A 15,507-nucleotide genomic window follows, 5' to 3' on the forward strand; every position below is an offset into this window, starting at 1 on the left:
GCTAGGCTTGCTGTTAAGGTTGGTCTTACTGTTACTACGATGCTGAAGTTTACGGTATTACAAGTCGCTGCATTCGTTGCTGTGATGTTGTAAGTCACTGTTCCGTCTACTGCTCCTGCGTTCGTTAGGTTACCTGTGCTGAACTGTGCTTGTGCACTTGCTTGTGCTGCTGCTCCTGTTACTCCACCTGTTATCGCTCCTAATGTCCAAGTATATGTCGTGCCTGCTATGTTGCTTGTTGGGGTTACTGCTGCTACTGCTGCTCCTGAACAGATTACTGCTGGGTCTGCTAGGCTTGCTGTTAAGGTTGGTCTTACTGTTATATCTATGGTAAATGGAGTACCATTGCAACCATTGGCAACTGGTGTTACTGTGTAAGTTACCACACCATTTGTTATACCTGAATTTGAAAGTGTCTGAGATATTGGAGCAGCTGATGCTACAGCATTATTTGAAAATCCAGATATTGTTCCCGATGTTGGAGCTGAAGTTACAGTGGCAGTCCATGTATAGGTAGTTGGCGAGATATTGGATGTTGGTGTTCTACTAAAGCTTGCACCTGAACAAATTGTTTGTGGACCAGGGTTTGTAATTACAATCGTTGGCTGGACAGTTATAGCAAATGTAAATGGTGCACCATTACATCCATTGGCAACTGGGGTTACTGTATAGGTTACAATTCCAGATGTTGTTCCAGAATTTGTTAATGTTTGAGTTATTGGAGCAGAAGACGCTACTGCATTATCAGAAAAACCTGTAATAGTTCCGGATGTTGGGGCAGTGGATATTGCCGCTGTCCAAGTATAGGTTGTCGAAGTAATATTCGATGTTGGTGTCCTACTAAAACTTGTTCCTGAACATATTGTTTCAGGTCCTGGATTTGTAATAAGAATTATTGGCTGTACTGTAATAGCGATGGTAAATGGCGTACCGTTACAACCATTAGCAACTGGTATTATGGTGTAAGTAACGATTCCGAACGTTGTACCTGAGTTTGTTAAAGTCTGCGATATTGGAGCAGATGCAGCCACCGCATTATCTGAAAACCCAGTAATAGTTCCTCCAGTTGGAGCTGTGGTGATGGCAGCTGTCCAAGTATAAGTTGTGCCACCTATATTACTTATTGGAGTTCTACTAAAACTTGTTCCCGAGCATATAGTTTGAGGCCCAGGGTTTGTAATAACTATCGTAGGTTGAACTGTTATATCAATTGTAAAAGGGGTACCCGTACAGCCTGCCGTCACAGGCGTTACTGTATATCTTACTATTCCATTTGTGGTGCCAGAGTTAGTTAAAGTTTGAGATATTGGGGCCGCAGATGCAACTGCATTATCTGAAAAACCTGTAATTGTACCAGAAGTAGGAGCTGTTTGTATTGCAGCTGTCCAAGTATAGGTAGTTCCTACGATATTTGAAGTAGGAGTTCTACTAAAACTTGCCCCCGAACATATGGTTTCAGGACCCGGATTAGCAATTACCATTGTAGGTTGAACAGTTATTGCAAAAGTAAAAGGCGTACCATTACATCCGTTTGCAACAGGAGTCACAGTATAGGTTACAATTCCATTTGTTGTTCCTGAATTGGTAAGAATTTGAGTTATTGGAGCTGCTGAAGCTGTTCCATTGTCAGCAAAGCCAGTGATAGTACCTCCCGTTGGAGCTGTAGTGATTGTGGCTGTCCAAGTATAGGTAGTTGTTGTAATATTAGAAATAGGAGTCCTACTAAAACTTGTAGCTGAGCAAATAGTCTGAGGGCCAGGATTTGTGATTACTATTGTAGGCTGAACAGTAATATCAAATGTAAAAGGAGTACCGTTACACCCATTCGCAATAGGCGTTACTGTATATCTTACGACTCCACTTGAAGTGCCCGAATTCGTTAAAGTTTGTGTTATTGGGGCATTACTTGCCACAGTGTTATTTGAGAATCCAGTAATTGTACCTCCAGATGGTGCTAACTGAATTGCAGCTGTCCATGTATATTGTGTCCCTGTAATGTTTGAAATTGGAGTCCTGCTAAAACTGGTGGCTGAACATATAGTTTGAGGACCAGGATTTGTAATATTTATACTAGGACGAACTGTAACGTCAAATGTAAAATTAGCCCCCGGACATACTCCATTATAAGGTGTCACGGTATACCTTACAACTGCACTTGTTGTAGTACTGTTAATTAGAGTCTGTGAAATTGGCCCAGAAACTGCACTTGCTTGATTAGAAAAACCTGATGCTGTACCACTTATCAATGCTACTGTCCACGTATATGTAGTACCAACGATATTTGTAGTTGGTGCAACCGAAAATGCATCTCCAGAACAAGAAGTTTGTGCCAGAGCACTTGCTGTTGGAACTGGAGTAACACTTACCGAAGTAGTGGCAGTTGCAGAACAATTATCAACATCTCTTGCTGTAACAGTATATACTGTTGAAGTTGTAGGAGATACAGATACGGTTCCACCAGTAGCGGCGGTATTCGTCCAGGTATAGGTATAAGGTGTGGTACCTCCCGAACCTGTGGCTGTTAAACTGGCACTTGTACCATAGCAAATTGTTAGTGGAGGGGTAACTGAAACAGCTACTGGCGGTACAATTACCTTAGATATTTGACTTACAACCGAACAAATTGGATCTCCAACTGTGGTAGCAGTAGTCGCTAATCTAATTCTATACAATTTACCACTTAAAGCAGAAACAATAGGTGTGGGTAGATTAATAGTAACATTCATATCGTTACCTACAAAAGTTCCTTGCAACACCCCAGTTACATCTTGCCACGTAGTACCGTTATCGTTACTTTCTTGCCATTTATAGTAGTCATGCTCTCTGTTAGGGTCAGTAATGGTAGCATTTATAGTTTCATTTGTTCCACCAAGGCAGGCCACTGATTCTCCATCAAGGGTAATATTCAAAGGGCATTTGTCAACTACAATATCATCGATAATCCAGTCATTACCCCCACCTCCAAATTGATTATTCTTGATACTAAATACAGCAGAAGTAACCGTAGAACCGGTTTTGAATGAAAACCCAACTCTTACCCAAGTTCCTGTTGCTGCAATTGGATTGGTTCTATATTGAATAACTCCATCAATCAAAAAGGCCAAGTCAGGCTGTAAACCGGTGTAACCCGGTGCATGAGTATCCCTTATCCAAGCCGTAAAATTATATTGGGTATTTGGGCATAATCCTCCAATTTCTTTTTCTATTACGATGTCTTTGTTATGAGAGGCATTCACTACCATCATATACCCACCTGTGTCTCCAGTAGTATGATCTTCTGTTATAGCCTGCCAGCTTCCACCAAACGTACCTCCACCTAATCCTGGACCATTACACTCCATGTTGTTTACAACCGAGTAGAATCCATCATTTGGAGAGTTACAAGTATAAAACGAGTATCCATACTGGGTTTCTAAAGGAGTTAAAACCGGACCATGCCTATCCGTACCACTTCCAAAATCACCGTTTGGAAACAAATTGGGTGTTGTTCCAGAAGTAGAACAAACTGCATTAGAAATACAAGGCGTTCCCGAATTTCCTACAGTTACTATTCTTTCACTGTAGCAATATTCCCCTCCTCGCGTAACTCTAACATAATATGAACCAGGCAACAAACCTGTAATAGTATTTGCTGGTGACAGATTTTGAACAGTAGTATAAACTGGATCAAATGAAGAAATCCAAGTAACTTGATCCGTTGGATTAACTCCAGCCAGTAGAATCCTTCCATTGTTATTGAAGCATCCTGTCGCATTGGTTACAGTTTCTCCCGTATAAAATGAAGTTACAATTGAAACCAAAGTTATATTAACCGTTCTACAAATAATCTTAGATGTCCAATCTCTAATAAATACTAATTTTGTACCAACCGACTGTCCACCATATACAAAATTCCCTCTTGTCCAAGCAATACCATCCAAACTGGTCTCATAATTAGTTACTCCTCCACCATTTACTGTAATTCCACCGTCTGTAGCGTTACAGCCAGTAGGATTTAAGGGAGTGACTTGAATATAAGAGCTGCACATGCCATTACAATTGGTATTGACTGTTACACTCGTTGTCATGGTATTAGTACAACCATTTGTAGCTAAGCCAGTTACTGTATAAACTCCACCCGATGATGCACTAGAAATCAAACTAGTAGGGTTCTGTTGTCCACTAGAAAAGCCGCTAGAATGTGACCATGAATAGCTAGTAACCGCTAAAGCTCCTGTATATCCAGACTTTAACAAAACCAAAGTTCCAACACAAGCGTTTGCAGAACCACCCGAATTAGAGGTATTGGATGCGGTCACTGTCGGAAGAGGCAAAACATCAATAGTCTGTTGAGCTGAAGTCGCAGGACTACAACCATTTCCAGATGAGTTAACTATTATCCTATAGTTAGTGATTCCTGTTGCACTAGTAGGAATTGGCAAACTACTGTTTGTTTGGCCTGCAATGTTTTCCCAAGTGCTATTTGTAGTATTATACCTTTGCCATTGATAAGTGAATGGCCCCACCCCGTTATTTACACTTGACGTTATGGTATAGTTACCATTCAAGCAAATTGTACCACTGCTAGCCGCGATAGTAACTGTGGCTTGAGGAACAATGTTTAATGTTAAACTTGGTGAACTTATAGTTCCACAATTGACACCTGAGGTGGTGACGTTTAACCTATAATATACTAAACCCGCAGTGGAAGTAGATGGAGTATAATCAATCAAATTACCTCCCGAACTTACATTATTCCAGGTACCAAAAAGTGAAGTCCTTGTTTGCCACTGATAAGTAACTGTTCCTGTAGTGTTAGTAACAATACCGTTTAGTTGAGTTGAACCTCCCACACAAACCGTTCCATTTGTAAGCGAAGCATCTACGGTATGAATTGGGTTTGTCTGTATTTGAACTGAAGTTCCATGGTAAATTCCGCAAACACTAAAGTCAATTATTGGTCTAAAATAGGCCAATTCTAAAGAATCGTTGTTTGTATTTAATGTAGCACTACTTGTAGATGTCACATTCCACCATGCTGAATTATTATTTGATTCTTGCCATAAAATACTGTAAGTTCCTGATGCTCCCGTAACATTGGTTGTTAAAATCTGTGTAGCTCCAATACAAAGACTAGTATTTGCAGGCGTCACCGTTACTGTGGCAGGATTTACCACCAAAAATGTATAGCTTGGTGAAACTGCGTAAGAACAACCAGCTGCAGACATAGTGGCAATAACTCTGAAATAAAAAGTACCCGCAGCATTATAAGGTGGTGCAAATGTACTCCCAGTTTGTCCACTTATATCAGTCCACCCACTTGTACCGTTAGCAGACTGTTGCCACTGATAGGTTATTGAACCGGCACCGTTTGATACGCTCGCCGATAAGGTGGCTTGAGTACCAATGCAAGTTGTATTGCTTGGAGCAACAACTGTCGCAGTAGGAGAAGACACTACTCTAATCTGGAATGCATTTGAGGTTCCGTCGTTACATTGAGCAGACCCAGAAACAATTACTCTATAAAAATAACTTCCTGCTACTAAAAAGGAATTTGTAAAAGTACTATTGGTTTGGCCAGATATATTTGCCCACCCTGTTGTTCCATTCGGAGAAGTTTGCCATTGATAAGTGTAAGTACCAGCAATATCAATTGTTGAAGATATGGTAGAAACACCATTTACACATATCAAACTATCGGGAGTGGTAATGGTAACACCAGGGCTATCCACAACATTTACGGCCACAGCGGCTGTTGCAGTACAACTTGGCGAGTTTGAGTCTCTAACAGTTAGGGTGTAAACATTCGAGCTATTTGTACTTACGCTTACCGAAGATGTTGACCCTAAGCCATTAGACCACGAATAAATATATGGAGCTAGTCCATTGGTTGGTGTTCCTGAAATCGAAACCGTATTTCCTTTACAAGTAGTGATATTGGGAGACATGCTAAGCGGTGCCAAAGTGGTACCAGAAACTAGGGTTCTGTTGGGTAAATCAAAGGGGCATTCATCGGTTCCCCATCTAACATACAAATCCTTAGTACCAGCCGAGACACCAGTAATGGTATGGCTACCTATATTATCATTTACAATATTTGCTGGCAAATACGAAGCATCAGCATTTCCATTTAAGCTGAACTTGATTGAAGAATAATTTCCATTGTCCGGAAAATTAAAAGTAATTGTTCCGTCGTTTTGTCCGCAATTAGGGTTTGTGGAAGTAATGGTAGGCACAGAGGGCAATTCTTTGATAGTAACATTGGTGGTAAAAGTAGCCGAACAAGAACCCACGGTAACCGTTAAAGTAAAAATACCATTATGAGAAGCAGAGGCACTGCTTATTGTATGATTTCTATTGCTATTTGTCGAACCGCTAGGGTAAGTCCAGCTGTAAGCAGTAGCCCCCGACACTGAAGTTGCTGATAAATCAAAAGAACTTCCTTGGCATACTGGAGATGTATTACTTGTGGTAGTGGAGATTTGAGCTGGGGCTGTTAGGGTTACATTTGAGGTAGCCGTGCAACCATATTTATCTCTGAGCGTAATAGTATAAGTACCTGATGTCAAACCATTAAAAGAAGAAGCCGTTTGAAAATTTGTACCATCAATAGAATATTCAAATACTGGCTCAGCTAAAGCGGCTGCTGTATAAGGCCTTAGAACTGTACCTGGAATGACTTCTGAAGGAGCTGTGGTTCCTTGGCCTGGTTTTGCCCAGCCAATTGCAATATTGTCTCCACCTGTACCCTCTTTATAAATAGCCTCAATATAATATTTTTGCCCTGCCGTTAAAGATATAGCTACTGATTTCTGTGAAGCGTACTTATTCCACTGTTTGGAGTCGGTATAACCCAATACTTCGGCTATTTTAACTCTATTTGCAGGATTTGAATCCGTTGAAAGCCACAATTCTCCATTATCATCACTGGAAATCCAAAAAGTGTAACTTCCGGTCGTTCTTGGAATAATATAACCAACTAGTCTTCCTCCAATATTATCATATCCATTTATATCTCCCTCCATTGTGTTTTTCAATATAGCACTCGATGGATTGTTCGGATAGTTTGAATTTGTTGTTAAACTTGAAACAGTGGTACCTGGAATACTTGTCCAAGTCTGATATGTGATATTACCTAAACCTCCATATCCAATCGGATTCGTTATATTAATTACACCAGTATTCGAACCAAAACATGCTGGGTTTGTACTTGTAAATGTAAATGTTGGAGGAATACAAGTAGCACTTGATTCTGAAACCCAAATATTTTTTGTAATAGTTACTGATAAACCACCTTTGGTAATTGTCAATGTATAATCACCACTATTTTCCAGCTGAGCATTCGGAATATTTGGATTGGCCAATGTACTTGTAAATCCATTCGGCCCCGTCCAGAGATAAGTAATTGGCTCATCTTCAACTACTTTTATGTCATCAATTGCGAAATTATTACCACTATCTAAAATTCTATTGTTTACAATTGCTATCACAATTGTTCCTGAACTGGCAGCAGTATAAGTATATGAAAGAGTCTGCCAAGAACTGTTAGAAACCGTTAGCTGAGTTCCTACATTTGTGCCATTTATATTCCATTGTAGTTGAGGTTGGTTGGTGTTATTATCAGCTTGCGTTCTTGCCGAAAAATAATAAACATTTCCAGCCACTACTGTAATAGTTTTGTACCAAGCCCTTCTATTGCTTGTATTTGCTCCATTAAACAAGAGCATAAAACCTTCGTTGTTATAAGTAGTGTTGGAAAAATTTGAATTATATGCACTATTCATTCTGTCAAAGCTATAATCAATATCCCAGACACCCGAGGCTGTTCCAGTAGTGTTATAAGTGTAGTCTGACAAAAATTGCGACGGTTGAAGTGGTATATGTCCTTCTGGTACCAGATTATCCAGATTATTAGCAAAACTTCCGGTTTGTGTAAGGTTTATTGTTTGGCCAATAGTGTAGGCCGATGGGGAAGTAATACTATAATTTGTTATAATCTTCGAGATCACATTAGAGACACCATTCCACATCTCAACATTTCCAGAATTGTTAGGAAAGTTTTCATTATCAAACTTCGATAACCTTCTGTAATAGGTGGTAACCGTTATGGCTCCAGGATTGTATGTTATTGAATTGCTACTCCCGATGTTTGACCAGGTAATACCATCAGTACTTGATTGCCAAAGGTATTCAATAACCGTCCCACCAGTTCCCGTTGGAGCAGACACGTTGGTAATTGCACTTGGGTCAAATCCCCCATTGTTGGCCTCGTCACCAGAAATCTCCCCTCCGAAATTGATGGGAGGAGGAGCCATAACGATATTTGTTTTCTTTGCCTTAGGAAGATCTTTTGCTACACCATCTGCAAAAACAAAGAAAGCCCATGCCAAAGTTATAGCAAGGGTTAATCTGTTTCTAAACAGCGTCATCAAATTTCTTTCTAGTAAAAATTGCACAAATACCGTTATTTTTATGTGAATACACTGCTCAGGAAGGGTTAAAACCAAAACAATGTTAAAACTTATCAAACGGCGTCAAAAACTGTGCCAAATATTGAATCACAAGCAGTACTAAAACACAATCTATTCAATTACAATACATTACAAAATAAAAACTTTTCAAAATGTATCATTTATACATTTAGCTATTTATCTAATAAATGAATATATAAACAAAAAAACGAGTCAGTTCTGGAAATAAAGCAACCAAAACAGACTCGAACCTTCAATATTCAAACACCTATAACTAACTGATAATCAAGAAAAAGTATTCAATTATCATTCAAATAATCAATTAATCTAGACCCTAACCTCCTCGAAAGCTTAAAAACTTCCCCTGTAGACAACTTCACAGACTTTACACCTTTCTCATCTGTAATTTCTTGAATGAACTGCAAATTCAATAACAAACCCTTTCTTGCTAAGAAAAAATTACACCTACCCTCTAGCTTAGAAGTATAATGTTTTAGGGTAAACGAAGAGCAAATATAGCCTTTGTCATTTAAGCGAATCATGGAATAATTACCAGCAAAGCTCTCAATGTATTTGATACTGTTAAACTCTACAGCCTTTTTACCGTAGTTATAAACTAGTCTTTCTGGGATAATACTTTTTGTAAATGTGTTCATGCTTCTTATAGTTTTCATTTTATGCTGTAAAATTGCGAAAAGGCCATGGTTATTTTTAGCGTAAAATCCCCTGTTTAGATTTTAACTAAAACTAAGATATATCCCACCACGGTATAAATCAAATGGTAATAAACCGACAGTCTCCAAAACTGAGTAAATGGTATAAATTGGTAAATAATTGACAAATACATAAATTGCAGAAAATTTCAGAAAAGCACATGCCAATAATAGCTCCTTCAATGCTCGCTTCAGACTTTGCGAACATTCAGAAAGATACAGAACTCATCAATAACTCTTCAGCCGACTGGTTTCATATTGATATCATGGATGGCGTCTTTGTGCCCAATATTAGTTTTGGCCTACCAGTAACAGAAGCCATTCAAAAACACGCAAAAAAACCACTGGATGTACACCTGATGATTGTAAAGCCAGAAAACTACATCGACCAGTTTGCAAAAATCGGGGCCGAAATCATATCAGTACACTGGGAAGCTTGCCCACACATTCATCGAACAATAGGACAAATAAAGGAGGCTGGCTGTAAAGCAGGAGTAGTACTTAACCCAGGTACACCCATATCAGTTCTGGAAGAAATCATCAGCGACTGCGACTTAGTTTTGCTAATGTCTGTAAACCCAGGTTTTGGAGGGCAAAAATTCATTCATTCAACTATTGAAAAAGTAAAAAGGCTAAAAAAGCTAATCATAGATTCCAAGTCTCGAGCTATTATAGAAATTGACGGAGGAGTGAACTTAGAAACTGGAAAAGCCCTAGTAGATGCAGGTGCTGATGCACTTGTTGCTGGTAGCTTTGTTTTTAGCAATGCTAATCCACTACAAACTATAATTAATCTCAAAAATCTATAAATCAGCACTTTAAATAGATACAAATCAAAAAAAAGGCAACCCAAGTTGTGTTTCTGTATTTTTTGCCTAGAATTTTGTAAATTTGCGGAATTTTTAATTACCATATATTTTAAACATCGAAATGGTCGAAGATATTTTTGACAAGGTTGTAAATAACATGGGACCCATTGGATCTCATGCTCATTATTCTCATCATTATTATTCATTTCCAAAACTTTCTGGTGAATTGGGCCCTTACATGTCATTCAATGGCAAAAGAATGCTCAATTGGTCACTTAACAATTACCTAGGACTGGCCAACCACCCTGAAGTACGTGAAGCCGACGCAAAAGCATCTGCAGAATATGGCTTGGCTTACCCTATGGGAGCTCGTATGATGACAGGCAACTCAGAACTACACGAAGAATTTGAAAAACAATTGGCTGAGTTTGTTGGTAAAGAAGATGCTTTCTTGCTTAACTACGGCTATCAAGGAGTAATGTCAGTGGTGGAATCTATGGTAGACTTCAAAGATGTTGTTGTTTATGACGCAGAATCACATGCCTGCTTAATAGATGGCGTAAGACTTCACCGTGCAAAAGGCGGCAAAACCTATACTTTCAAGCACAATGACATGGAAAGCTTGGAGAAAAACCTAATAAGGGCTACAAAAATTGCAGAGGAGCAAGGAGGCGGTATAATGGTAATTACTGAAGGAGTATTCGGAATGTCAGGAGCTGTAGGAAGCCTAGACAAGATTGCTGAGCTCAAAAAGAAATATAAATTCAGATTGTTGGTAGATGACGCCCATGGATTCGGCACTATGGGAAAAACCGGAGCGGGTGTTCCTGAGCACTTCGGAGTTCAAGACGCAGTAGATCTACATTTCTGTACTTTTGCCAAATCCATGGCCGCCATTGGTGCATTTATAGCTGCAAAAAAAGAAATCGTAATGTATCTAAAATACAATATGAGATCTCAAACTTATGCAAAAGCTCTTCCAATGCCATTTGTATTAGGCGGAATGAAAAGACTAGAACTTATAAAGAAGAACCCCCAATTAAAAGATCAATTATGGACTATAGTAAAGGCTTTACAAGATGGGTTCCGAAGTAGAGGTTTTGATATTGGAAATACAACATCCCCTGTTACGCCAGTACTTTTGCAAGGAGACTATGACCTTCCAACAGTAACTAACCTAATCAAAGATTTGAGAGAAAACATGGCCATATTTTGTTCGATAATAGTATACCCAGTAGTACCAAAAGGAGTAATTTTATTAAGAGTTATACCTACTGCGGCTCATACTTTAGAAGACGTGGAATATACCATGAATTGCTTCGAAACGGTAAAGAAGAAATTAACCGAAGGAAGCTATAAACCTGCGTAAACAGTCGACCAAATTAGATTATTACTATATTTTCGACAAAAAATATAAATTATTTTTTGTCTAAAAAATGGTGAATTAAAGTTTTTTGTTAACTTGCGGCGTGAATTTTTTATTATACACTTAAACCCCCCTTTAAATTCATGGATAAGTATTCAGAACTTTACGACTTGGTTACGTCAATGAAAGATGATTTTGACAAATTCTACGACAAAAAAAACAAAGCTGCAGGCACTAGAGTAAGAAAAGGCATGCAAGATTTAGGAGCTTGGACAAAGGCTGTTAGAGCTGAAGTACAAGCAATGAAAAATGCAGGTTTATAATATTCAGGTATTATCTAAACTCATATAAAAAAGCCGCTTATCAAATGACAAGCGGCTTTTTTATTTTTCAAGTCACACTAAGATGCCCAAAAATCAAAACCTAATTTCAATAGTGTTCTTCATTCATTAAAGTCCCTGTTCCACGTATCGTCATTTTTTTTGTTTCTTTGTTAATCACTTGTGTCGCTATGTGTGCTATGTGCCTAACAGAATCTACACTAACTACCTCAAAAACAACCTGATATGGCGTATCTACATGCATTGGCCTTAAATACTCAGTTTCTTGTTTCATATATATAGAACCTGGCCCACCTGGTTTTCCCATACCTAGAAATCTCGTAAAAACACTACTACTTAAATGGCCGTGAATTATGGGCACTTTAAACTTGGTAGTGGCTGCATATTCAGCGTCTAAATGTATGGGGTTACGATCACCCGTAAGATTTGCAAAGGCTATTACGTCTTCTTGGCTAAAACTAAAATCATGTTCAAATTTTGCTCCAACTGGTATTTTTTCGCTCATAGTTAATTGTATAATGGTTTGTTGCAAATATATAAAAAATTAACTTGTATGGTCACTAACTATAAGCCATTTTCCTTTCACTTTTTTAAAAATTAGCGTAAAATAACCTCCAACATCTCCCTTCTCAGGCCTGGTCAAATACCATTTACCCAAAACCCAAGCGGATTTTTTAGAATGATAATCTACCTCCAATATATCAAACTTTAGCTGCCCCATGGTGGCTCGATCTGGATAGCTTTTAAGATATCTGTCTTTCGTGGCTTGCCATCCTTTTACCACGCCCTTGCTACCGATAAACTGCAGTTCGTCAGACTTCAAATAATCTTCCATGAACTTTTCGATATCCCCAGCATTCCAATTATTCTGCTGCCGAGCCATAACTGCAAGTATATCTTCCTTTTTTTGTGAAAAAACATTAAAACAAACTGTAGAAAGTGTAAAAAATAGAAATAGTTTTTTCATTTTTGTAGTCGAATTTTTCTCAAATATATCTAAATAAATTGAGCAGTCAAATCCCCGTATTTATCATAAACCCAATAGCTGGTTCTAAAAAAGTTAATGCTAAAAAACTGATTGAGTCTTTTCTTGCGGCTAGAAACTTAGAGGGTATCGTAGAAACCACTCACCAGAAAGACCATGGAAAAACGCTTACTAAGAAATACTTGGACCTTGGACATAGGCATTTTGTGGCCGTTGGCGGCGATGGGACTGTCAATGAAGTAGCCTCACAACTGATTAATACGGAGGCTTTTTTCTCCATCATACCGCTAGGTTCGGGCAATGGATTGGCCAGGACACTAAATATCCCATTGGAGCCAGAAAAAGCTCTTGAGAAAGTTTTTCATGGCAAAAAGAGTGTGATGGACATTGGTCTTATCAATGAATTCCCATTTTTTTGTACCGCTGGAGTAGGATTTGATGCCCATTGTGCCAAAAAATTTGCTCTTGGAAGTCATAGAAGAGGCTTGTTCAATTATGTAAAAGTTATTCTGGAGAGTTACTTTAACTATGAAATTAACCAAAGTAGCTTTTGTAATCAGCCAAAACAGTATTTCTCCATTACATTTGCCAACGCAAACCAGTTTGGAAACAATGCTTACATAGCCCCAGATGCAATATTAGACGACAATCAATTGGATTGTACAATTATAGGAAAACACCCCAAATGGTACGGAATTTATATGGGTTATTTGCTAATGTCGGGCAAAATCAGAAGCTCCAGTTTTGTAGATTATTACCGCGGCACAGAATTTAGCCTTGATCACAAAGAAAACATTTTGATGCACATTGATGGAGAATATGTAGCTCCATTCGCAGATAAAATAACGGCCAAAACAATGCCCCATGCATTGAAATTGATTATTTAAGGAATGAATATATTTGAATTATAATGAAACAACAATAATGAAGTTCTTAGATATTTAGTTGAACAATTAAAACTTTGTGTCTTTGCGACTTTGCTTGAAATAGAAAATTATGAAAAAAACTAAAAATCAAGGTGGTGTAGTATATTCTACCAACCCAGACTTTGAATATGACAATTTCGATACTGAAGCCGAAACTTTGCAAAATGACAAACAAAATTTCAAGATTTGGCTGGATAGGAAAGGTGGTGGTAAGGTAGTGAGTAGAATTGAAGGTTTTATCGGTACAGAAGAGGACCTACAAATATTGAAGAAAAAACTTCAAAATGCCTGTGGAAGTGGCGGAACAGCCAAAGATGCTGAGGTATTAATTCAAGGCGATCACAGAGATAAAATATTGGCTTTTATGCTTAAAGAAGGCTATAAAGCAAAAAAAGCGGGAGGCTAACCTTCCGCTTTCAAATATTCTTTGATGATTTTTATTCAATCCCTCCCATCCATTTTTTGATAGGCTTATATAGAAGTATAAAAATAAGACCCAAAACAAATCCATATATACAAACTTGCAAAAACAAATCTGGCATTTGTTGCACATTCTCCTCATTAAAGTTTCCAGCAAAAAGTCCAGCAATTAAGTTGCCCAATGAAGCCGCTACAAACCAAAGCCCCATCATTTGACTGTAATATTTTTTAGGTGCAAGCTTGGTATTGCTACTCAGACCAACAGGACTCAAACAAAGCTCTCCTAAGGTATGGAACATATAAGTAAACGTCAACCAGCCCATACCCGCAAGCGAGCCATCCAAGATGTTTTTTGCTGCAAAATACATAATCAAGAACCCAAGACCCATTTGCAATAAACCCAAGCCAAATTTTATAGGCGTAGCAGGATTGAGATTTTTCTTATTGAGGTAAACCCACAAAGCACCTACTGGAGCAGAAAAAATAAGAATAAAGAATGAATTGGCATTTTGAAACCAGGAAGCGGGCAGCTCCCAACCAGCCAACATTCTGTTGGTGTGTCTATCGGCAAAAATAGTAAGCGTGGTGCTCGCTTGTTCAAATCCCGACCAAAACAATGCTGCTCCAATAAAAAACACAAATAAAACACCCACTCTCTTTCTCTCCACAATGGTCAGGCTTTTGTCCATGAAACCTATGTAGGCAAAGTACAAAAGTGTAACGATACTAATTATATACTTCATAGATTGTGCCAAAGAAACACTATCCAAGACTCCTGTCACTACCAATAAGGCCATAAAAACGATGGCTCCGATAACCACATACAAATAAGTGTAGCTCGCCTGTGCTTTCGGTTTATCTCCCAATCCATCCAAATATTTTCCATTCAGTTTGAAGTTGATTAAACCAAAAAACATGGCAAAAGCCGCAGCTCCAAATCCATAATGCCAACCAACTTTTTCGCCCAAATACCCCACAATGAACATCCCTAGAAATGCTCCCAAGTTTATGCCCAAATAGAAAATAGAAAATGCGGCATCTCGTTTTGCACCGCCTTCAGGGTATAACTCCCCTACTATCGAACTAATATTGGCTTTCAATAATCCTGTACCAACTGCCACGAAAGCTAAACCTAGAAAAAACACATAGGTGCTTCCCGGAATGGCCAAAATGACATGACCAATCATGATCACAATTCCGCCCCACCAAATGGCTTTTTTCTGGCCTAAAATATTGTCAGCAATCCAGCCGCCTGGTAAAGTTAGGAGGTAAACAGAGGCCATGTAGAGTCCCATTATTGCTCCGCCTGACTTCTCATCAAGGCCCAAAGCTCCTTCTGAGGCACTTTTGGTAAGATACAAGAAAAGAATGGCCCGCATACCGTAGTAGCTGAAGCGTTCCCACATTTCGGTAAAAAATAATACAAATAAGCCTCGTGGATGCCCAAATAGTGTTTTTTCGTTCATAATAGGTTAATGATTAACAGGGTTTTTAGTT

10 protein-coding genes are annotated in these 15,507 nt (G+C 38.6%); 5 read left to right on the forward strand and 5 right to left on the reverse strand.

Going from position 1 to position 15,507, the window contains the following annotated elements; translation table 11 throughout:
- Together EGI26_RS02805 and EGI26_RS02810 are read right to left on the reverse strand one after the other, a co-directional pair.
- Window positions 1-8,408, reverse strand: an 8,408-nt coding sequence (locus tag EGI26_RS02805) for a PKD-like domain-containing protein (protein ID WP_255076195.1), incomplete at its 3' end; no start/stop codon positions are given.
- Between the two features lie 341 nt (window positions 8,409-8,749).
- The gene (locus EGI26_RS02810; protein WP_255076196.1) at window positions 8,750-9,124 is read right to left on the reverse strand and encodes a hypothetical protein; all 375 of its coding nucleotides are present in this window, start codon (window positions 9,122-9,124) and stop codon (window positions 8,750-8,752) included.
- Between the two features lie 200 nt (window positions 9,125-9,324).
- Between EGI26_RS02810 and rpe the strand changes: the two genes are divergently transcribed.
- From rpe to EGI26_RS02825, 3 genes are all read left to right on the forward strand, one after another.
- Window positions 9,325-9,972, forward strand: a complete 648-nt coding sequence (gene rpe / locus EGI26_RS02815) for a ribulose-phosphate 3-epimerase (protein ID WP_255076389.1) — start codon at window positions 9,325-9,327, stop codon at window positions 9,970-9,972.
- A 121-nt stretch (window positions 9,973-10,093) separates the two neighbouring features.
- A complete protein-coding gene (locus tag EGI26_RS02820; protein WP_255076197.1) occupies window positions 10,094-11,341 on the forward strand; it encodes a pyridoxal phosphate-dependent aminotransferase family protein in 1,248 nt (415 codons plus the stop codon).
- Between the two features lie 140 nt (window positions 11,342-11,481).
- Window positions 11,482-11,661, forward strand: a complete 180-nt coding sequence (locus tag EGI26_RS02825) for a histone H1 (RefSeq protein ID WP_255076198.1) — start codon at window positions 11,482-11,484, stop codon at window positions 11,659-11,661.
- A gap of 106 nt (window positions 11,662-11,767) precedes the next feature.
- On the opposite strand, the gene EGI26_RS02830 is transcribed toward EGI26_RS02825, so the two are convergent.
- Window positions 11,768-12,184, reverse strand: a complete 417-nt coding sequence (locus EGI26_RS02830; RefSeq protein ID WP_255076200.1) for a MaoC family dehydratase — start codon at window positions 12,182-12,184, stop codon at window positions 11,768-11,770.
- A gap of 39 nt (window positions 12,185-12,223) precedes the next feature.
- Window positions 12,224-12,646, reverse strand: a complete 423-nt coding sequence (locus EGI26_RS02835) for a DUF4440 domain-containing protein (RefSeq protein ID WP_255076202.1) — start codon at window positions 12,644-12,646, stop codon at window positions 12,224-12,226.
- A gap of 38 nt (window positions 12,647-12,684) precedes the next feature.
- Between EGI26_RS02835 and EGI26_RS02840 the strand changes: the two genes are divergently transcribed.
- Both EGI26_RS02840 and EGI26_RS02845 read left to right on the forward strand, forming a co-directional pair.
- On the forward strand, window positions 12,685-13,551 hold the full coding sequence (locus EGI26_RS02840; RefSeq protein ID WP_255076203.1) for a diacylglycerol kinase family protein: 867 nt from the start codon (window positions 12,685-12,687) through the stop codon (window positions 13,549-13,551).
- A 109-nt stretch (window positions 13,552-13,660) separates the two neighbouring features.
- Window positions 13,661-13,996 carry a translation initiation factor gene (locus EGI26_RS02845; protein WP_255076205.1) on the forward strand — a complete coding sequence of 112 codons (336 nt, stop codon included), beginning with the start codon at window positions 13,661-13,663 and terminating at the stop codon, window positions 13,994-13,996.
- Between the two features lie 31 nt (window positions 13,997-14,027).
- Here the strand turns inward: EGI26_RS02845 and EGI26_RS02850 are convergent, their stop codons facing one another.
- The gene (locus EGI26_RS02850; protein WP_255076207.1) at window positions 14,028-15,476 is read right to left on the reverse strand and encodes a peptide MFS transporter; all 1,449 of its coding nucleotides are present in this window, start codon (window positions 15,474-15,476) and stop codon (window positions 14,028-14,030) included.
- Between the last annotated feature and the right edge of the window lie 31 nt (window positions 15,477-15,507).

Source organism: Lacihabitans sp. CCS-44 (assembly GCF_024343735.1).
Taxonomy (GTDB): Bacteria; Bacteroidota; Bacteroidia; order Cytophagales; family Spirosomataceae; genus Leadbetterella.

Excerpts from the sequence above, each read along its gene's own strand:
- EGI26_RS02810 (WP_255076196.1), bottom strand. The coding sequence starts at position 9,124 with ATGAAAACTATAAGAAGCATGAACACATTTACAAAAAGTATTATCCCA.
- rpe (WP_255076389.1), top strand. The coding sequence starts at position 9,325 with ATGCCAATAATAGCTCCTTCAATGCTCGCTTCAGACTTTGCGAACATT.
- EGI26_RS02820 (WP_255076197.1), top strand. The coding sequence starts at position 10,094 with ATGGTCGAAGATATTTTTGACAAGGTTGTAAATAACATGGGACCCATT.
- EGI26_RS02825 (WP_255076198.1), top strand. The coding sequence starts at position 11,482 with ATGGATAAGTATTCAGAACTTTACGACTTGGTTACGTCAATGAAAGAT.
- EGI26_RS02830 (WP_255076200.1), bottom strand. The coding sequence starts at position 12,184 with ATGAGCGAAAAAATACCAGTTGGAGCAAAATTTGAACATGATTTTAGT.
- EGI26_RS02835 (WP_255076202.1), bottom strand. The coding sequence starts at position 12,646 with ATGAAAAAACTATTTCTATTTTTTACACTTTCTACAGTTTGTTTTAAT.
- EGI26_RS02845 (WP_255076205.1), top strand. The coding sequence starts at position 13,661 with ATGAAAAAAACTAAAAATCAAGGTGGTGTAGTATATTCTACCAACCCA.
- EGI26_RS02850 (WP_255076207.1), bottom strand. The coding sequence starts at position 15,476 with ATGAACGAAAAAACACTATTTGGGCATCCACGAGGCTTATTTGTATTA.